A 14,693-nucleotide genomic window follows, 5' to 3' on the forward strand; every position below is an offset into this window, starting at 1 on the left:
TCCCTTCACGATGGTTTTTTCTGAGATCTGTGGGTTTGTGGGAGATTGCGTATGACGGCGCCACTGGTTCCTGTTTCTGTTCGGCGGCTTGACCATGCGGAGGGGCTTCCCCTGCCCTCTTATGCGACGGCGGGGGCTGCCGGGATGGATCTGCTTGCGGCGGTGACCGGTTCGCTGAGCGTGTTGCCGGGCGGGCGGGCGATGATTCCGACGGGGCTCTGTATTGCGCTGCCGCCGGGGTATGAGTTGCAGGTGCGGCCTCGTTCGGGGCTGGCGCTGAAGCACGGAATCACTTTACCGAACACGCCGGGGACGATTGACGAGGATTATCGGGGCGAGATCTGTGTGATTCTGCTGAACACGGGGACTGAGGTGTTCACGGTTGAGCGTGGGATGAGGGTTGCCCAGGCGGTGATTGCGCCGGTGTTTCGGGTGTTGTGGAACGAGGTGGACGATCTGGACGACACGGATCGTGGCGCGGGCGGGTTTGGCAGCACGGGACAGTAATTTCCGGTTCTGCTTCGGGTGAAAAGCGCACTGAACCTTTGACAACGGGGCCAGGAAAGGGCTCCATTTCATTGTCACAGGCAGAAACCGCGAGAAGTATGAGCGCCTCCGCCAGTCTTTCGTCAGATCGTTATTCGGCAGATGAAGCGTCGCTTCGGGTCGGGGTTCGCCGGTTTGTGGGGATGCGGGCGCTGATCTGCGTTCTTTGTTTTGAGATGCTGGCCGGAGTGGCTGTGCATCTTCTGACGGGGGAGGACACGATTTCGGGCCGCCAGACGGTGCTTCTGTCTCTGCCCGGGTTACCGGACTGCGCGCTGCACACGGCACTTCGGATGGCGACTGTCCTTGTTCTGTCCGTCATGTTTTCGGTCTTCTGTGCGATCGTCACGGACCGGCGGGAGCGATTTCGGGAAAATATCCTTTCTTTTCTTGATGAATCACGGGCGGTTCCGGTCTGTGGATTTCTTGTTTTCGCGGCACCGTTGTTTTCCATGCTGGTTCCGGGGCATGGGATTGCGGGAGAGTGTCTGACGGGTGCTGCGGTTTTTCCGGTTCTCGCCGGGCCGATGACAGCGGCGCTTCTCCGATCGGGGGGCCGTGGTTCGGGGGAGCTTGATCTGGTCGCTCGGGGATTCCGGTTGACGGGCTGGCAGAGATTCTGGCGGCTGGACATGCCTGTTGCGATTCCTGTGCTTGTAAAGGGTGCAGTTGAAGCCATGCCATTTGCGTGGCTGGCCCTGCTCTGGGTGGAGATTTTCGTGTGGCAACGGGCGGCTTTCGTGGCGCCTGGTCTGGGCGCCTGTGTGGCGGCAGCGGCGGCGACGGGCATTGTGTGGCCGGTTGTGCTGGCGGCGCTGATCATGATGCTGATTGTCATTGGATATGACTGGCTTGTTTTTCGTCCGCTTCTTTCCTGGTCGGCGCGGTTTCAGATTGAGGGCGATGGGGCTGGTCTGTCAGGCTTGCCGTCTGAGCCACCGGTTTTACGATTTCTCCGTCGGGCTCCTGTTGTGGGACGACTGGGCGAGGCTGCCCTGTATGCGGTTCGGAGGCTGGGAACGCTTCGCCTTGGGCGCGCGCCTGTTGCCGTTCCGTCGTCAGAGACGGCCGGGCGCCCGTATCTGGCTGAGACTGTCGCACTGGCAGGACTGTGTGCGACGACGCTGGCTGTGTGCTGGCAGCCGCTGATTTTTCATATCGGGCCGGACGAAGTCGTGCGGGTTGCAGCACTGGGATTTGCGACGCTTCTGCGCGTTCTGCTCATGGTGCTGCTGGCATCTGTTATCTGGCTTTTTCCAGGTATGTGGCTGGGGAGGCGTCGGGCCGAAGCGGCTGAGTGTGTTTCGCTGATGCGACTGCTGGCTGTCTTTCCGACGGTGATGCTGTTTCCGCTTATGGCTGGTCTGATTACGGGGCTGCGGCTTTCATCCGGGTTCTGGCTGATGCCGCTGGTGATGATCGGACCGCAATGGTTTCTGGCGGCAAAGCTGACTGGCGGTGTGGCGACGTTTCCGCGTGGCCTGTTTGAGGCGGCGCGGGCTTATGACATCCGGGGCTGGCTGTGGTGGCGGTCTGTTGTGTTGCCCGGCATTGGCAGAGGCTGGCTGGCCGGAGCACGGATGGCGTTTTTCGGGGCCTGGAATCTGGCGATTGCGGCGGAATTTGTTCGCTGGGGCGATGTGCGGCTGATTTCTGCTGGTCTGGGCGCGTATATCGCTGAGGCTATGGAGGCCGGGGACAGCGTCCGTGCGGCGTTTGGTGTGACGGTGATGACGGCGTTCGCCGCACTTCTCAGTGCGCTGGTGTGGGAACCACTGGCGGCATGGGTGCGGCGGCGGACGATGGGGGCTGAGTGATCTGAGAGAGGCTGTTTCAAAAGCTCTTTGCAGAGCAGGAGCGTCCCTGACAGGCGCGGCTGGCGTTGCGTTTCTGAGCGCCGGAGCGGAGCGGCCTTACGGCCCGTGAGCACTGGGCCATGAGTATCGGGGCCGTGAGCATCGGGGCGCGGAAAACCCGTGCGGGGTCGCCAGCAGAGAGCTTTTGAAGCCGGCTCTAATGCGAGAGATCCGGCAGAAGCGACAGATAGAAGTCTATCGCCGGGCCGATGGCTGCGACCGGGGTGCGTTCGTTCAGACCGTGGGAGAAATTTTCTGATGGTTTGAGGAAGACGGGGCTGATTGAGTAGCTGGGGACGTGGTGATTTCGGAACCACATGCTGTCGCTGGCACCTGAGGTCATGCCGGGGAAGACGGGCAGGCCGGGGTGGATGCCGTGCATGGCTTTTTCGACGGCCTGGGTGAAATCCGGGCGCATGGGAGAGGCTTCGGTTTCGACGGAGCCCTGGGTGACGTCGGAAAAATGCACGTCCGGGTCGGCGGCGGCTTTTTCGAGTTCGGCCATGATGGCACTGCGCGGGTGGCCGGGGAAGATGCGGCAGTTGATGTTGGCGGTGGCGCTTTGCGGAAGGGCATTGAGGGCGTGGCCACCATTGATCATGGTGACGACACAGGTTGTGCCGATTTTACCGATCAGGGCCGGGTCGGCGCTGAGAGTGGCGATGGCGGATTGACTGGCGGGATTTGCGGCGAAGTTACGCATGGCTGTGGCGATTTTCGCGGGCTGGAACTGAGCGGCGCTGGTGAAATAGCTTTTGCTCAGCGCGTTGAGTTCGGGCCTGAACTGATATTTCTGAATACGCAGGAGGGCTGCGGCGAGGCGATCGATGGCGTTATCGGCGCGTGGTTCTGACGAGTGACCGCCGGGATTGGTGACGGTCATTCTGAAATCGGCGTAGGTTTTTTCGGCGCCTTCCCAGGAATAATAGTCAGGTTTGCCGGTTTTTTCATCGAGGATGCCGACGCCAACATCGCCGTTGAGGACGAGATCGGCGTTTGAAAGTTTATCGGCGAGAATTTTACCCGTTTCCATTGCGGTTTCTTCATCGCCGGAGAGGGCGAGGATGATGTCGCGGCGGGGGGTGTAACCTTCGCGTTTCAGTTCGATCAGGGAGGCGATGACCAGGGCGGCGTCGAGTTTCATGTCGGTGGCGCCACGTCCGAAGAGGTAGCCATTTTCGACGACCGGTTTAAAGGGGTCACGCTGCCAGTCGGCGGGTTTTGCTTCGACGACATCCATGTGGCCGGAGATGACGACGGGTTTGAGGGACGGATCGGAGCCGGGCCAGCGGGCGGTCATGTACGCCGTGTCCCCGAAGGGGGTGATGGTGATGTCTTTTGCCTGGAATCCGCCTGCGATGAGGGTGGAGCGGAAGAGTGCAGCGACCTGCGGAGTCTGGTTTCCGGGACCGGCGACGGAGCGGAGGGCAATGGCTTTTTCGGCGAGGGTGAGTGCCTGCTCTTCGGCCTGAGGGTGTTGCGCGGTGTCGGCCTTTGCCACGAGCGGAGGCGTGAGCGCGGTGAGAGCAAGCAGGATGAGCGCCTTACGCATTGACCGTGTCTCCGTCTGTCATCTGGTTCGGTTGGGTAACATCCTGGTTTCGGGAAGAACAGGGGGGCAGATGAGGCTTCCTGTTCGGGTAGTGGAGATCGGGGAGAGTGCTCGGGCCGGCACCCCCCAGGCATAAGTCTGGTGATGACGATGTCTGCGACGACTCTTGGTGCGCCGGTGTGGGCGCCGCTGGCGGCGTGGGTGTGGAGGCGGGAGTAACATTCCCTCTGGCCTGCTCGCGCGTCGGGGCGCATGGGAGCTGCTGAGCGACGTTTTTTCAATTCGTGAAGAATACTGTCCCGACAACGGGAACCTGGAAAAACCTGTTTCGGGTTCGGACGTAATCAGTATCGGGATCTGATGCCGCGAGGAGGAGGGTCTGTCTTTTATGGAGACAATCCGGTGAATTCTGATGATCTGGCGCTTTTTGCTCTCGTCGCGAATGATCTCAGCATTTCCAGAGCGGCTCTGACCATCGGGCTGGATCAGTCCACGGTAAGCCGGCGGATTGGTTTACTGGAGGCGCAGCTCGGCGGGCATCTTTTTCGCCGCAGCGGACATGGCGTCAAGCTGACAGAGAGCGGGCGGCTGTTGCTGGAGTATGCTCAGCGCGTCGCCCGGATCATGGAGGAAGCCAGCGAGGTGATCGGGGCCTGTTCCCGTACAGGTCCGGCACGTCTTTGTATTGCCGCTCAGCCCACTATTGCGCGGATGCTGTTTGGCACATTCAGCCGTGCACTCAGGGAACGTTATCCCGCGACCCGTATTCGTCTTATTGAGGGGCTTGCGGCTCAGATTCTTCCCATGATGGAGGCGGGCGAGGTCGATCTTTCCGTTCTCTACGTTCCTGAATGTCCCGGCGGGCTGCACTGGGAGAAGCTTCTCCATGAAGATGTGCGGCTGATCACGCCATGGGATCATCCCCTGGAAGGAGGGTCTGTCGATGTTCGGGATCTGGGGGAGATCCCGCTTATTCTGCCGACGACGCATCATGGTCTTCGTGTTCTGGTTGAGAGACTTGCGGCGCGTCACAATTTTCCGCTCCGGATCGCGCTGGAGTGTGACGGGTCGATTTCGATTACCAAACGGCTTGTGCGCGAGAACTGCGGCTGCACGATTCTGCCGTCGGCGGCGGTGACGGAGGATATTGCCAGCGGGGTGCTGAAAAGCTTTCGGCTCGTCAATCCTGAGATTACGCGCACTGTTGCCGCGACATGGCCGAAGAAGAGTCTGCTGCCGGATGATCTCTCGGCCATTCTTCGCCTTCTTCGCCAGTGCACTGAAACGCTTGTGAATGAGGGCCGCTGGCCGGATGCGCGCCTGTGTCCGGCGACGCCTGTGCCGGCGGCCTCATTCAGTGAAGGCGTTTAGGGGCTACTGATCCTGGACGGGAGTGCCGTCGCGGCGACGCCACAGATGCAGGGGGTTCGTGCTTTTCAGGGATGCCGGCAGCAGATCCTCGGGAAGGTTCTGGTAACAGACCGGGCGCAGAAAGCGGTCGATGGCTTCGCTGCCGACTGACGTTGTGCGACTGTCAGAGGTGGAGGGCCAGGGGCCTCCGTGGACCATGGCGTCACAGACTTCCACCCCGGTCGGGTAGTCATTGACGAGGATGCGTCCGGCTTTGCGTTCCAGAACGGGCAACAGGCCTCGCGCCATTGGATAATCGTTCGGCTCAAGGTGCAGGGTTGCGGTCAGTTGTCCGGAGAGATGTTCGGCGACCAGTCGCATCTCGTTGAAATCCTGGCAGACGACCAGCAGGGAACCGGGGCCGAAAACTTCGTCTTCCAGTGCTGGGTCGGACAGGAAGGCCGCGGCATTGGTGCGGAACAGCACGCCGCCCGCCCTGCCCTGCTCCTGATCGTTCGGCCTGCCGGCGACCCGGCTGACTTTGGGATTGTGGCTGAGCCTGTCGATCCCTTCCCGCCAGGACTGGCAGATTTTTGACGTGAGCATCAGGGTCGGAGGGAGTGTGGGCAGGACTGACGCCACCGTATTCTGAAAACGCTCAAGCGCCGGACCTGCGAAGGCGATGAGCAGACCGGGATTGGTGCAGAGCTGTCCTGTTCCTGTTGTCAGGGATGCCGCGAATCCTTCGGCGATTTTCTCCGCGCGGGCTTCGAGAGCGGCTGGCATCAGGAAGACCGGATTGATGCTGCTCATTTCGGCATAAAGTGGAACTGGCTGAGGACGTGCCTGTGCAAGTCGCAGCAGTGCGATGCCTCCTTGCCGCGAGCCGGTGAAGCCGATGGCCTGTATGGCCGGATGACGCACGAGAGCCTGACCGATTGTCATATCGTGTGCGAAAAGCATGGAAAATACGCCGTCTGGCATCTCTGTGCGGGCTGCGGCGCGCATGATTGCCACGGCGGTCATTTCCGATGTGCCGGGATGGGCTTCATGGGCTTTGACGATCACCGGACAGCCGGCGGCGAGAGCGGAGGCGGTATCGCCGCCGGCGACGGAAAAGGCGAGCGGAAAGTTGCTGGCACCGAACACGGCGACGGGACCAAGCGGGATGCGTCTCTGGCGCAGATCCGCGCGCGGGGGCTGCCGGTCAGGCAGGGGTGAGTCCAGGACAGGGGCTTCGTTGCGGCCCTCGCGCACGAGACGTGCGAACAGACGCAACTGATTGACGGTGCGCTGACGCTCTGATGTCAGACGTGCCATTGGCAGGCCGGATTCTTTGTGGGCTCTTTCGGGAAGAGCGTCTCCGATGGCCATGATTTCCTCGCCGATGGCTTCCAGAAATGCGGCGCGTCGTTCGGCGGAAAGCTGTCGGTACTCATCGAAGGCTGATTCTGCGAGGGTGCAGGCCGTATCGACGTCCGATGTGACCGCGCCGCCAAAAACGGGATCAGGCATTTCGCCGCCATCTGCCGCCTGAGCGTGGAAGTCTCCGCCTGTTCCGCGTGTGCGCCGCTGGCCGATTACCAGTTCACCAGTGAGTTTCATGATCTTTATTTCCCATTGTTCCAGAAGTATTTATGCGAAACCGACCGGGGCCAGACGGATCTGTGCCGTGATCTGTCGGGGATCGACACAGAGTTCGATCAGAGCCGCCTTGCCTGCTGCGCGGGCGCGTTCGAATGCTGCGGGGAAATCCTCTGTTCTCTCGATGCGCTCGCCATGTGCGCCGAAGGAACGGGCGAACAGGACAAAATCGGGGTTGGACAGATCCGTGCCGCTGATCCGGCCGGGGAATTTCTGTTCCTGGTGCATCCGGATGGTTGCCAGCATGCCGTTATTCACGACGATGACGATGACCGGTGCGCCAAATTGCATCGCGGTTGCGAGTTCCTGTGGATACATCATGAAGCAGCCGTCTCCCGCGAAGCAGATCGCTGGTCGTGACGGGTTCTGGAGGCTGGCGGCTATGGCGGCGGGCAGGCCGTAGCCCATTGCGCCGTTGGTGGGGGCCAGTTCGGTTCCCTGCTGACGGTAGCGATAAAAACGATGAACCCAGGCGGTGTAGTTTCCGGCGCCGTTGGTGATGATGGCGTTATCCGGCAGGACATCGTCCAGCCACGCCACCACGCGGGCGAGGTCGACGCCTTCCAGATCAGGATGCGGGACAGGTGGTGTCGAATGATGCAGATAATCCGCCCGTGCGGCCTGGGTCCAGGATGTCCACAGGGCATTTTCGACGGGGGCGAGATCCGCCAGGGCGGCGGCAAATCCCTGCATTGAGGCATTGATCGGGAGCCGGGCCTGATAGACGTGACCCAGTTCTTCCGGATCAGCATGAATGTGGATCATGGCCTGTTCCGGTTTTGGAACTCTGACCAGGGTGTAGCCCGATGTCACGGCTTCGGACAGGCGGGAGCCGGCGACCAGAAGCAGGTCCGCGTTTCTGACGCGCTCTGTCAGGGCTGGCGAGATTCCGATGCCGATCTGTCCGGCATAGTTGGGGAGGCGGTTATCGAACAGATCCTGCCTTCTGAAAGATGCCGCGACGGGCAGATTGTTTGCGATGGCAAACTGTTCCAGTGCTTTACAGGCTGAAACGGACCAGCCTGTACCACCGACGATCATCAGGGGGCGTTCCGCGCTGGCCAGCATGTCGCGCAGTTCCGTCATTGCCTGCGGGTCGGGAGCGGAACGGGCGATGCGGGGCGCCGGGATATCGGCAACTACGCTCGTTCCGAACAGGATGTTTTCGGGAAGGGCGATCACCACCGGTCCGGGGCGGCCGGACAAGGCGACGGAAAACGCACGTGATATGATCTCGGGAATGCGCTCGATGCTGTCGATTTCGGTGACCCATTTCGCGATGCCGCCGAACATCTGCCGGTAGTCGATTTCCTGGAATGCCTCGCGGCCCAGAAAATCGGTTTCCACCTGGCCCGCGAACAGGATCAGCGGTGTGGAATCCTGGTGTGCCGTGTGGATGCCGTTGCTGGCATGGGTAGCGCCCGGACCACGGGTGACGAAGCAGATTCCAGGCCGTCCTGTCAGCTTTCCATAGGCGTCGGCCATGTTGGATGCGGCGCCTTCGTGACGGGTGACGATGGTACGTATTCCGGTTGCGTCATGCAGAGCGTCCAGGACGGGGAGGTAACTTTCGCCGGGCACGCAGTAGATTGTATCGACGCCGTTGGCGGAGAGGGCGGAAACGAGAATTTGTCCGCCGTTACGCTGCGGGGTGATTTCAGACATGCTCCAGCTCCGTGCCGAGAGTTTCAGGAAGGAAGATCGCAACGATGAAGACAAGGACGTAGGAACAGGCGGCCCATGCGCCGATTGCCAGCGCCAGCCCCATTGATGCGCTGGTGAAACCGACGATTGTGGGCACCATGGCGCCGGCGCCCCGGCCCACATTGTAGGAGATGCCGGCGGCTGTTCCGCGGATGCGTGTCGGGAAGAGTTCGGTGAAACAGGCGCCCATGCCGGAGACGATGCCGGACTGGAAGAAGCCGAGCGGGAAACCGAGGACGAGGAGTACGCCCGTCGGGAGGTCGAGCTGCGTGTAGGCGAGGACGGTGACGAAGGCTCCGGCGGCGGAGAGGGAGAATGTTTTGCGCCGGCCGATATAGTCGCTGACATGCGCCATCAGGACGTAGCCCACGAACGATCCCGCGATATTGACCGAGAGATAGAGAGACGTCATGTTGACGGTCATTTCCTGCGTCTGACGCAGGTAGGTCACCAGCCATGTCAGGATGGTGTAGTTTCCGCCGAGGGCGCCTGCGACCATCAGGCAGGACAGGATCATTCTGGAACGCACTCCGGACGCCATGAGCTGAGAAAGGACGGACCGGTCATTGGCCTGTCTGCGTTTTTCGACGGCGACTTCGAATGCGTCTGAGTCTTTGATGCCGCGCCGGATCCACAGCACAAGGAGTCCCGGAAGCAGGCCAACGAGAAACAGGGCTCTCCAGGCGATGTGTTCCGGCGCGAGGCTGAAGACGATCCACCAGGCCAGGGCGGCTGCGGCATAGCCAACCGGCCAGCCGGCCTGCACCGAGCCGACGGCGCGCCCGCGAATACGCTTATCCACCACTTCCCCGATCAGGATTGCGCCTGCCGTCCATTCTCCGCCGAAACCGATGCCCTGGAGGCTTCGGGTGAACAGCAACTGGTGGAAGGAGTTTGTGAAGGCTGACAGACCCGTAAAAAGGGTAAACCAGAGGATGGCGAGTTTAAGAACTTTCACCCGGCCTATGCGGTCGGCGAGTGTTCCGGCGAGGATACCACCGAGGGCGGATGTCATGATGGCGGATGTGCTGATGATGCCGGCCTGTCCTTTTGTCATTCCCCAGAGGGGCAGCAGGGTTGGAATGACGAAGGCGAAAAGCTGGACATCCATCGCGTCGAGAGCCCAGCCGAGAAAACATGCCCAGAACGTTCTGCGCTGATCGGGCGGCATGGTCTGATACCAGGAAGACATGGAACCTCTCCAGTTCAGCTATTTTTTTTATTGTCCGCATACGTGGAACGGCCCGGGGATCATGGCGCAAACTTCCGGTCCGCTCAGGGCGCGGGGCGCATATCTGTTATGGACGGGGGTGATTTGCGTCACCGACCGGTCCGATGGTCGTGTCAGTGGCGTGGTGAGGGCGGCTTTGCGGGAATTTCGGGGCGGAGGGCCGCCGTCGGTTCATCAGGCTGAACAAAGAAGCAGATGACGCTTCCTTCCGGGGCGATGAGGCGATAGCGTGACCGGGTGTGTTTCTGATCTCCTTTCACATCCGGTGGGAAGGAGGACCATTTTCTGACCGAAGACCTGATGCACCCCGCGATGCCGGATTTCTTTTCTGCACCTCCCTCTCCCGAGCCTGTCGATGATCCGGCGGAAGCGGATGAACGGGAGACGCTGCTTTCGCTGAGGGCGATCAGGCAGTGCTACCATCGTGGCGCCAGTGCTGATCTGCTGGTGCTTGATGATGTGTCGATGGACATTGTTTCGGGCGAGATCGTCGGGCTGCTGGGACGGTCGGGGTCGGGCAAGTCGATGCTGCTGCGGATCATGGCGGGGCTGATGGCGCCGACATCCGGGGCGGTGATCTGGCGGGGCGAGCCGCTGCATGGGCCGGTTCCGGGCATTGCGATGGTGTTTCAGTCCAGTGCTCTGTTTCCCTGGCTCAGTGTGCAGGACAATGTGGAGCTTGTGCTGGAAGCGCAGGGCGTCGCGCGGAAGGCGCGCGAGGTCCGGGCGAGAGAAGCGATTGATCTGATCGGGGCTGGTGGTCACGAAAATGCCTGGCCGCGCGAGTTGTCGGGCGGGATGGCGCAGCGGGCCGGGCTGGCGCGGGCATTATCTGTGCTGCCGGATCTGCTGCTGATGGATGAGCCGTTTTCCTCGCTGGATGTGCTGACGGCGGAGAATTTGCGGACTGATCTGGTTGAGCTGTGGTGTGAGAACAAGCTGCCGGTGAAATCGATGCTGATGGTGACGCACAGCATTGAGGAAGCGGTTCTGATGTGTGACCGGATTCTGGTTTTCGCGGCCAATCCGGGGCGTGTTGAGCATGTTGTGACGGTTCCCCTGCCCCATCCGCGTCTGCGGGATGATCCTGCGTTTCGGGAGCTGGTGGACCGGATCTACGGCCTGATGACGCGGCGGGCGCCGGTTCTGTCGGAGGCTGATCTGCCGGAGGATGGTGTGGTGGTAACGCCGCCCGCGCCGGCTTATGTGGCGATTGCGCCGGTGACGATCGGCAGCATGGTCGGGCTGATCGAGGGGCTTGCCGCGGCGCCGCTGAACGGGCGTGCGGATCTGCCGTTACTGGCGGAGAAGGCACAGCTGGAGCTGGATGACCTGTTTCCGCTTGTCGAGGCGTTGCAGCTGCTTGGGTTTGCCGAGCTGGAAGATGGTGACATTCTTCTGACGGAAGAAGGTGTTCGTTTCCCGGTCAGCGAGTTTGACGAGCGCAAGACGATCCTCCGGCATGCTCTGTTGCAGCAGGTGCCGCTGGTGAAGGCGATTTGCGTGGCTCTGGATGAGCGTCCGAATCATGTTGTGGATGCCGGGAGATTTCGCGAGGAACTGTGCGACGGGATGTCGCCTGGTTATGCATCGCAGACGCTGCAGACGGTGGTGGACTGGGCGCGTTATGCGGAACTGTTTGATTTTGACGAGGACGCGGATCAGTTTTTTCTGGACGAGGACGGGGAGTCAGGAAGAGCTGCCCGGTAATCCGGGCAGACCGGGGTGGCGGGGTCTGCGGACTCTGCGGGGTTCTGGCTGTGTCCGGCGCTCTCACTCACAGCTCAGGCTTCACAGCTTCTGATATTACGAAAATACTGAGGCGAAGACTGAGTGTTTCATGCCAGTCCGGATCAGGGCTGACCGACGTGATGAGACGCAACGGGCTCTGCCCGGACCTGGAAAGGGTCGGAGACCCCTTCACCCCTGTCTGTTTGTCAATAAGGTCTGTGACCCTTGGTGGTTCCAGGGCAAAGCCCTGAGACCGGACCAGCACTTAACGATAACAGATCGGATTGCGGAGGGGTGTCACCGGCATCGCAGGGAGGCGATGCCGGGACGATGTTTCTCAGATCACCATTTTGGATCGGGACCTTTGACGATTTCGGCGAGGTCGTCAGGGCGGACCCATTTGGTGAAGGCGGCCTGAACGTCTGCTGCGGTGGCTTTGTAGTAGGCCTGAGCGGCGATGTCGGGCGTGTTGAGTGGCAGGCCGAGCTGGATCAGGTGCAGATAGCTGCTGGCGATGGCATCCAGGTTGGCGCGGCCGAGTGGCAGGCCTCGCAGGAGGCCGGATTTGGCGATGGTGAGTTCATCGTCCGTGACGGGTGACGTCTGCATGGCACGGATGTCGTGCATGGCGGCTTCGCGGGCCAGGCCGACTTTATCGGGATCAGCGCCGTAGGAGACGGAGTAGCCACCGCGGGTTCTGCCGATCGTAAAGCTGCTGCTGACGGAATAGACGTAACCCGTTTTGACGCGAAGGTCGCGGTAGAGGCGTGACGAGAAGCCGCCACCGAGAATTTCGTCACCGACTGTCAGCATATAGCGATCGGGATTTGCTGCGGTGATGCCGAGGCTTTCCGCCAGAGCGACCGTGTCCTGAACGTTGCTTTTATCCGGGACATGGGCGCGTGAAGTTTTGCTGTCGGGCCAGCCGGGCAGATCGACCTGTGGTTTCGGGCCGGTGGCCTTCCAGTCACCGAAGGTTTTTTCAACCGTGGAACGGGCTTTTTCCGGGGTGATATCACCTGTGATGACGATGGTGGTCATGTCAGGGCGCCAGACAGCGCCGTAATACGCACGGACATCCGCGAGGGAGAGGGCCATGATGGTTTGTGGCGTGGCCTGACGCAGCGAGGGATCGGCTTTTGGGGAGAGCGCTGTTTTGATGGCGCGCCCGAAGATATAGCCAGGGGATTGCAGCACGCCGGCCTGTCCCTGGGCATTCTGCACTTTCACGACCTGGAACGCCTGTTCCGGGAAGGCCGGGTGCAGTTCGTTTTCGGCGAGGAGATCCATTCCCTGATCGAATTTCGCGGCGGGGACGCTGAGGGAGAAGCCGGTGCCGGCGCTTTCCCAGGCCGGGACATCGTCCAGGGCTTTATGGAAGGCCAGACGGTCGTGCTTTGTTGTGCCGTAACTAAAGAGTTCTTCGGTGACGCCGGACAGGCCTTCCTTACCTTTCGGCACCTGGAGGTCGGCATTGTTGCGGATCAGGCCCGAGACTTCGATGGTCTGGCTGACATGGGACGGGTGGACGATGAGCGTGAGGCCGTTGGGGAGGGTCTGGACGGTCGGCAACGGAACGGGCGGTGGCAGGTCGAGCTTTGCCAGCGCTGTTTCCGCCCATTCCGGGAGTTTGACGGGTTTATCGGGAGCGGAAGCGAAGGATTCCGCACCGCCGAAACCTTTGTCGCTCTGTGGTTTTCCGGATTCTTCCGGTGTCAGGATTGCGGTGACGGCGCGGGCCGGATCGAGGATGCGGGCTGCCAGGCGGTTGACGTCTTCCGGGGTGACGGCGCGGTAGGCGGCCGCGATGTCGTCCGGGGCGGACAGGTTCTGAAATGCGAGGGCCTGTGACCAGCTTTCTGCGAGACCGCTGATTGAGTTCGCGGAGAAGCCGAGCTGGGCGATTTCCTTCGTTTTTGCCGCTTCGACGAGTTCGGCCGGGACGCCGTGGGCGCGGATATCGGTGAGGATATCCTTCATGTCGGCAATGGCTTTTGCGGAATTGCCGCCTTTCGGGAAGGCGGAGAGGGCGATGCCGAGGCCGGCGCGTTTGATCGGGTTGAACTCGAAGCCGGCGAAGAGGGCTTTGCCTGCCGGGACGAGCTGGTAGAGGGCGCCACGCTGGCTGGCGAGAACATCTGACAGGATATCGGCGGTTGCGAATTCCTTTGATGTCAGGCCGGGCATCGGGAAGGCGAGTGTTGCGATACCGACGGGAAGATCAGTCGGGAAGGCAAGGGCCTGCGCTGGCGCGGGCGCGGGGTTTACGGGAAGGCGCTCCGGGAGAACGCGGCTGGGGATGGCTCCGAAAGCCTGTTTCACCTGGGCGAGAGTGGCCTGGGGGTCGATATCGCCGACGATGACAAGGATGGCGTTATTCGGAGCGTACCATTTCTCGTAGAAACTCCGCAGCAGGGCGGCGTTTGTTTTGTCGAAGGACGGGCGGGTTCCGAGCGCGTCGTGTTCGTAGGGCGTGCCTTTGAAAAGGATCGAGCGGAGCTGCGAGATGTAGCGATAGACGGGGCTGGAGAGGTCACGGGAGACTTCCTGCTCAATGGCGCCCCGCTCTTTGTCCCAGTCGGCTTCCGACAGGGTGAGGCCGTTCATGCGCAGGGCTTCGATGTGGAGCAGCAGGCCGAGGTCTTCGGCGGGCGCTGTGTAAAAATACTGTGTGACGTCTTCGGTGGTATCGGCGTTGTAGCTGCCACCGAGACGGGCTGCGAGGGCTGCGAGCTGGTCTTTATCGAGGCCTTTGCTGCCACGGAACATCATGTGTTCCAGGGCATGGGCGCTTCCGGGGAAGCCATCCGGGGCGTTGGCTGAGCCGACGAGGTAATTGAGTTCGGTGGTGACGACCGGGGCCAGGCGGTTCTGCACGATGACGACCTGAAGGCCGTTGGGCAGCGTGGCGTGGGTAACGTTGCCGGTGGTGCTGCTGATGCGGGCTGGTTCCGGGGGGCGTGCCGCGGCGTGAGGCGCTGTGATTGCCGTGCCGGTGAGCATGGTTCCGGCGAGGAGACCCGCGCACAGGAGTGACGGAAGGGGTCTCGAAAATCTGGAAATCATAATGTGTGTGCGG

Annotated in this window: 10 protein-coding genes; 4 read left to right on the forward strand and 6 right to left on the reverse strand. The window is 61.4% G+C overall.

Going from position 1 to position 14,693, the window contains the following annotated elements; translation table 11 throughout:
* The first annotated feature begins 51 nt into the window (after positions 1-51).
* Both dut and GOB85_RS03940 read left to right on the forward strand, forming a co-directional pair.
* On the forward strand, positions 52-507 hold the full coding sequence (gene dut, locus GOB85_RS03935) for a dUTP diphosphatase (protein WP_173576324.1): 456 nt from the start codon (positions 52-54) through the stop codon (positions 505-507).
* A gap of 98 nt (positions 508-605) precedes the next feature.
* The gene (locus tag GOB85_RS03940) at positions 606-2,363 is read left to right on the forward strand and encodes an ABC transporter permease subunit (protein ID WP_173576325.1); all 1,758 of its coding nucleotides are present in this window, start codon (positions 606-608) and stop codon (positions 2,361-2,363) included.
* 196 nt (positions 2,364-2,559) lie between these two features.
* On the opposite strand, the gene GOB85_RS03945 is transcribed toward GOB85_RS03940, so the two are convergent.
* Positions 2,560-3,954: a M20/M25/M40 family metallo-hydrolase gene (locus tag GOB85_RS03945; protein ID WP_173576326.1), complete on the reverse strand. Its 1,395-nt coding sequence runs from the start codon at positions 3,952-3,954 to the stop codon at positions 2,560-2,562.
* 402 nt (positions 3,955-4,356) lie between these two features.
* Between GOB85_RS03945 and GOB85_RS03950 the strand changes: the two genes are divergently transcribed.
* On the forward strand, positions 4,357-5,325 hold the full coding sequence (locus GOB85_RS03950; protein WP_173576327.1) for a LysR substrate-binding domain-containing protein: 969 nt from the start codon (positions 4,357-4,359) through the stop codon (positions 5,323-5,325).
* A 3-nt stretch (positions 5,326-5,328) separates the two neighbouring features.
* Here the strand turns inward: GOB85_RS03950 and GOB85_RS03955 are convergent, their stop codons facing one another.
* From GOB85_RS03955 to GOB85_RS19060, 4 genes are all read right to left on the reverse strand, one after another.
* Positions 5,329-6,909 carry an aldehyde dehydrogenase (NADP(+)) gene (locus tag GOB85_RS03955; protein ID WP_173576328.1) on the reverse strand — a complete coding sequence of 527 codons (1,581 nt, stop codon included), beginning with the start codon at positions 6,907-6,909 and terminating at the stop codon, positions 5,329-5,331.
* A 30-nt stretch (positions 6,910-6,939) separates the two neighbouring features.
* Positions 6,940-8,613: a thiamine pyrophosphate-binding protein gene (locus GOB85_RS03960; RefSeq protein WP_173576329.1), complete on the reverse strand. Its 1,674-nt coding sequence runs from the start codon at positions 8,611-8,613 to the stop codon at positions 6,940-6,942.
* Positions 8,606-9,844 carry an MFS transporter gene (locus tag GOB85_RS03965; protein ID WP_173576330.1) on the reverse strand — a complete coding sequence of 413 codons (1,239 nt, stop codon included), beginning with the start codon at positions 9,842-9,844 and terminating at the stop codon, positions 8,606-8,608. Before GOB85_RS03965 ends, GOB85_RS03960 begins: the two co-directional genes overlap by 8 nt.
* Positions 9,845-9,996: 152 nt before the next feature.
* Positions 9,997-10,143 (reverse strand): hypothetical protein, encoded by a 147-nt coding sequence (locus GOB85_RS19060; protein ID WP_206752435.1) that lies wholly within the window; start codon positions 10,141-10,143, stop codon positions 9,997-9,999.
* A 52-nt stretch (positions 10,144-10,195) separates the two neighbouring features.
* Here GOB85_RS19060 and GOB85_RS03970 point away from each other — a divergent pair, with 52 nt between their 5' ends.
* Positions 10,196-11,593, forward strand: a complete 1,398-nt coding sequence (locus GOB85_RS03970) for an ABC transporter ATP-binding protein (protein ID WP_173576331.1) — start codon at positions 10,196-10,198, stop codon at positions 11,591-11,593.
* A 363-nt stretch (positions 11,594-11,956) separates the two neighbouring features.
* On the opposite strand, the gene GOB85_RS03975 is transcribed toward GOB85_RS03970, so the two are convergent.
* Positions 11,957-14,680 (reverse strand): M16 family metallopeptidase, encoded by a 2,724-nt coding sequence (locus GOB85_RS03975; RefSeq protein WP_173576332.1) that lies wholly within the window; start codon positions 14,678-14,680, stop codon positions 11,957-11,959.
* Positions 14,681-14,693: the final 13 nt, after the last annotated feature.

The sequence above is a fragment of the Acetobacter fallax genome (assembly GCF_011516735.1).
Lineage (GTDB): Bacteria > Pseudomonadota > Alphaproteobacteria > Acetobacterales > Acetobacteraceae > Acetobacter > Acetobacter fallax.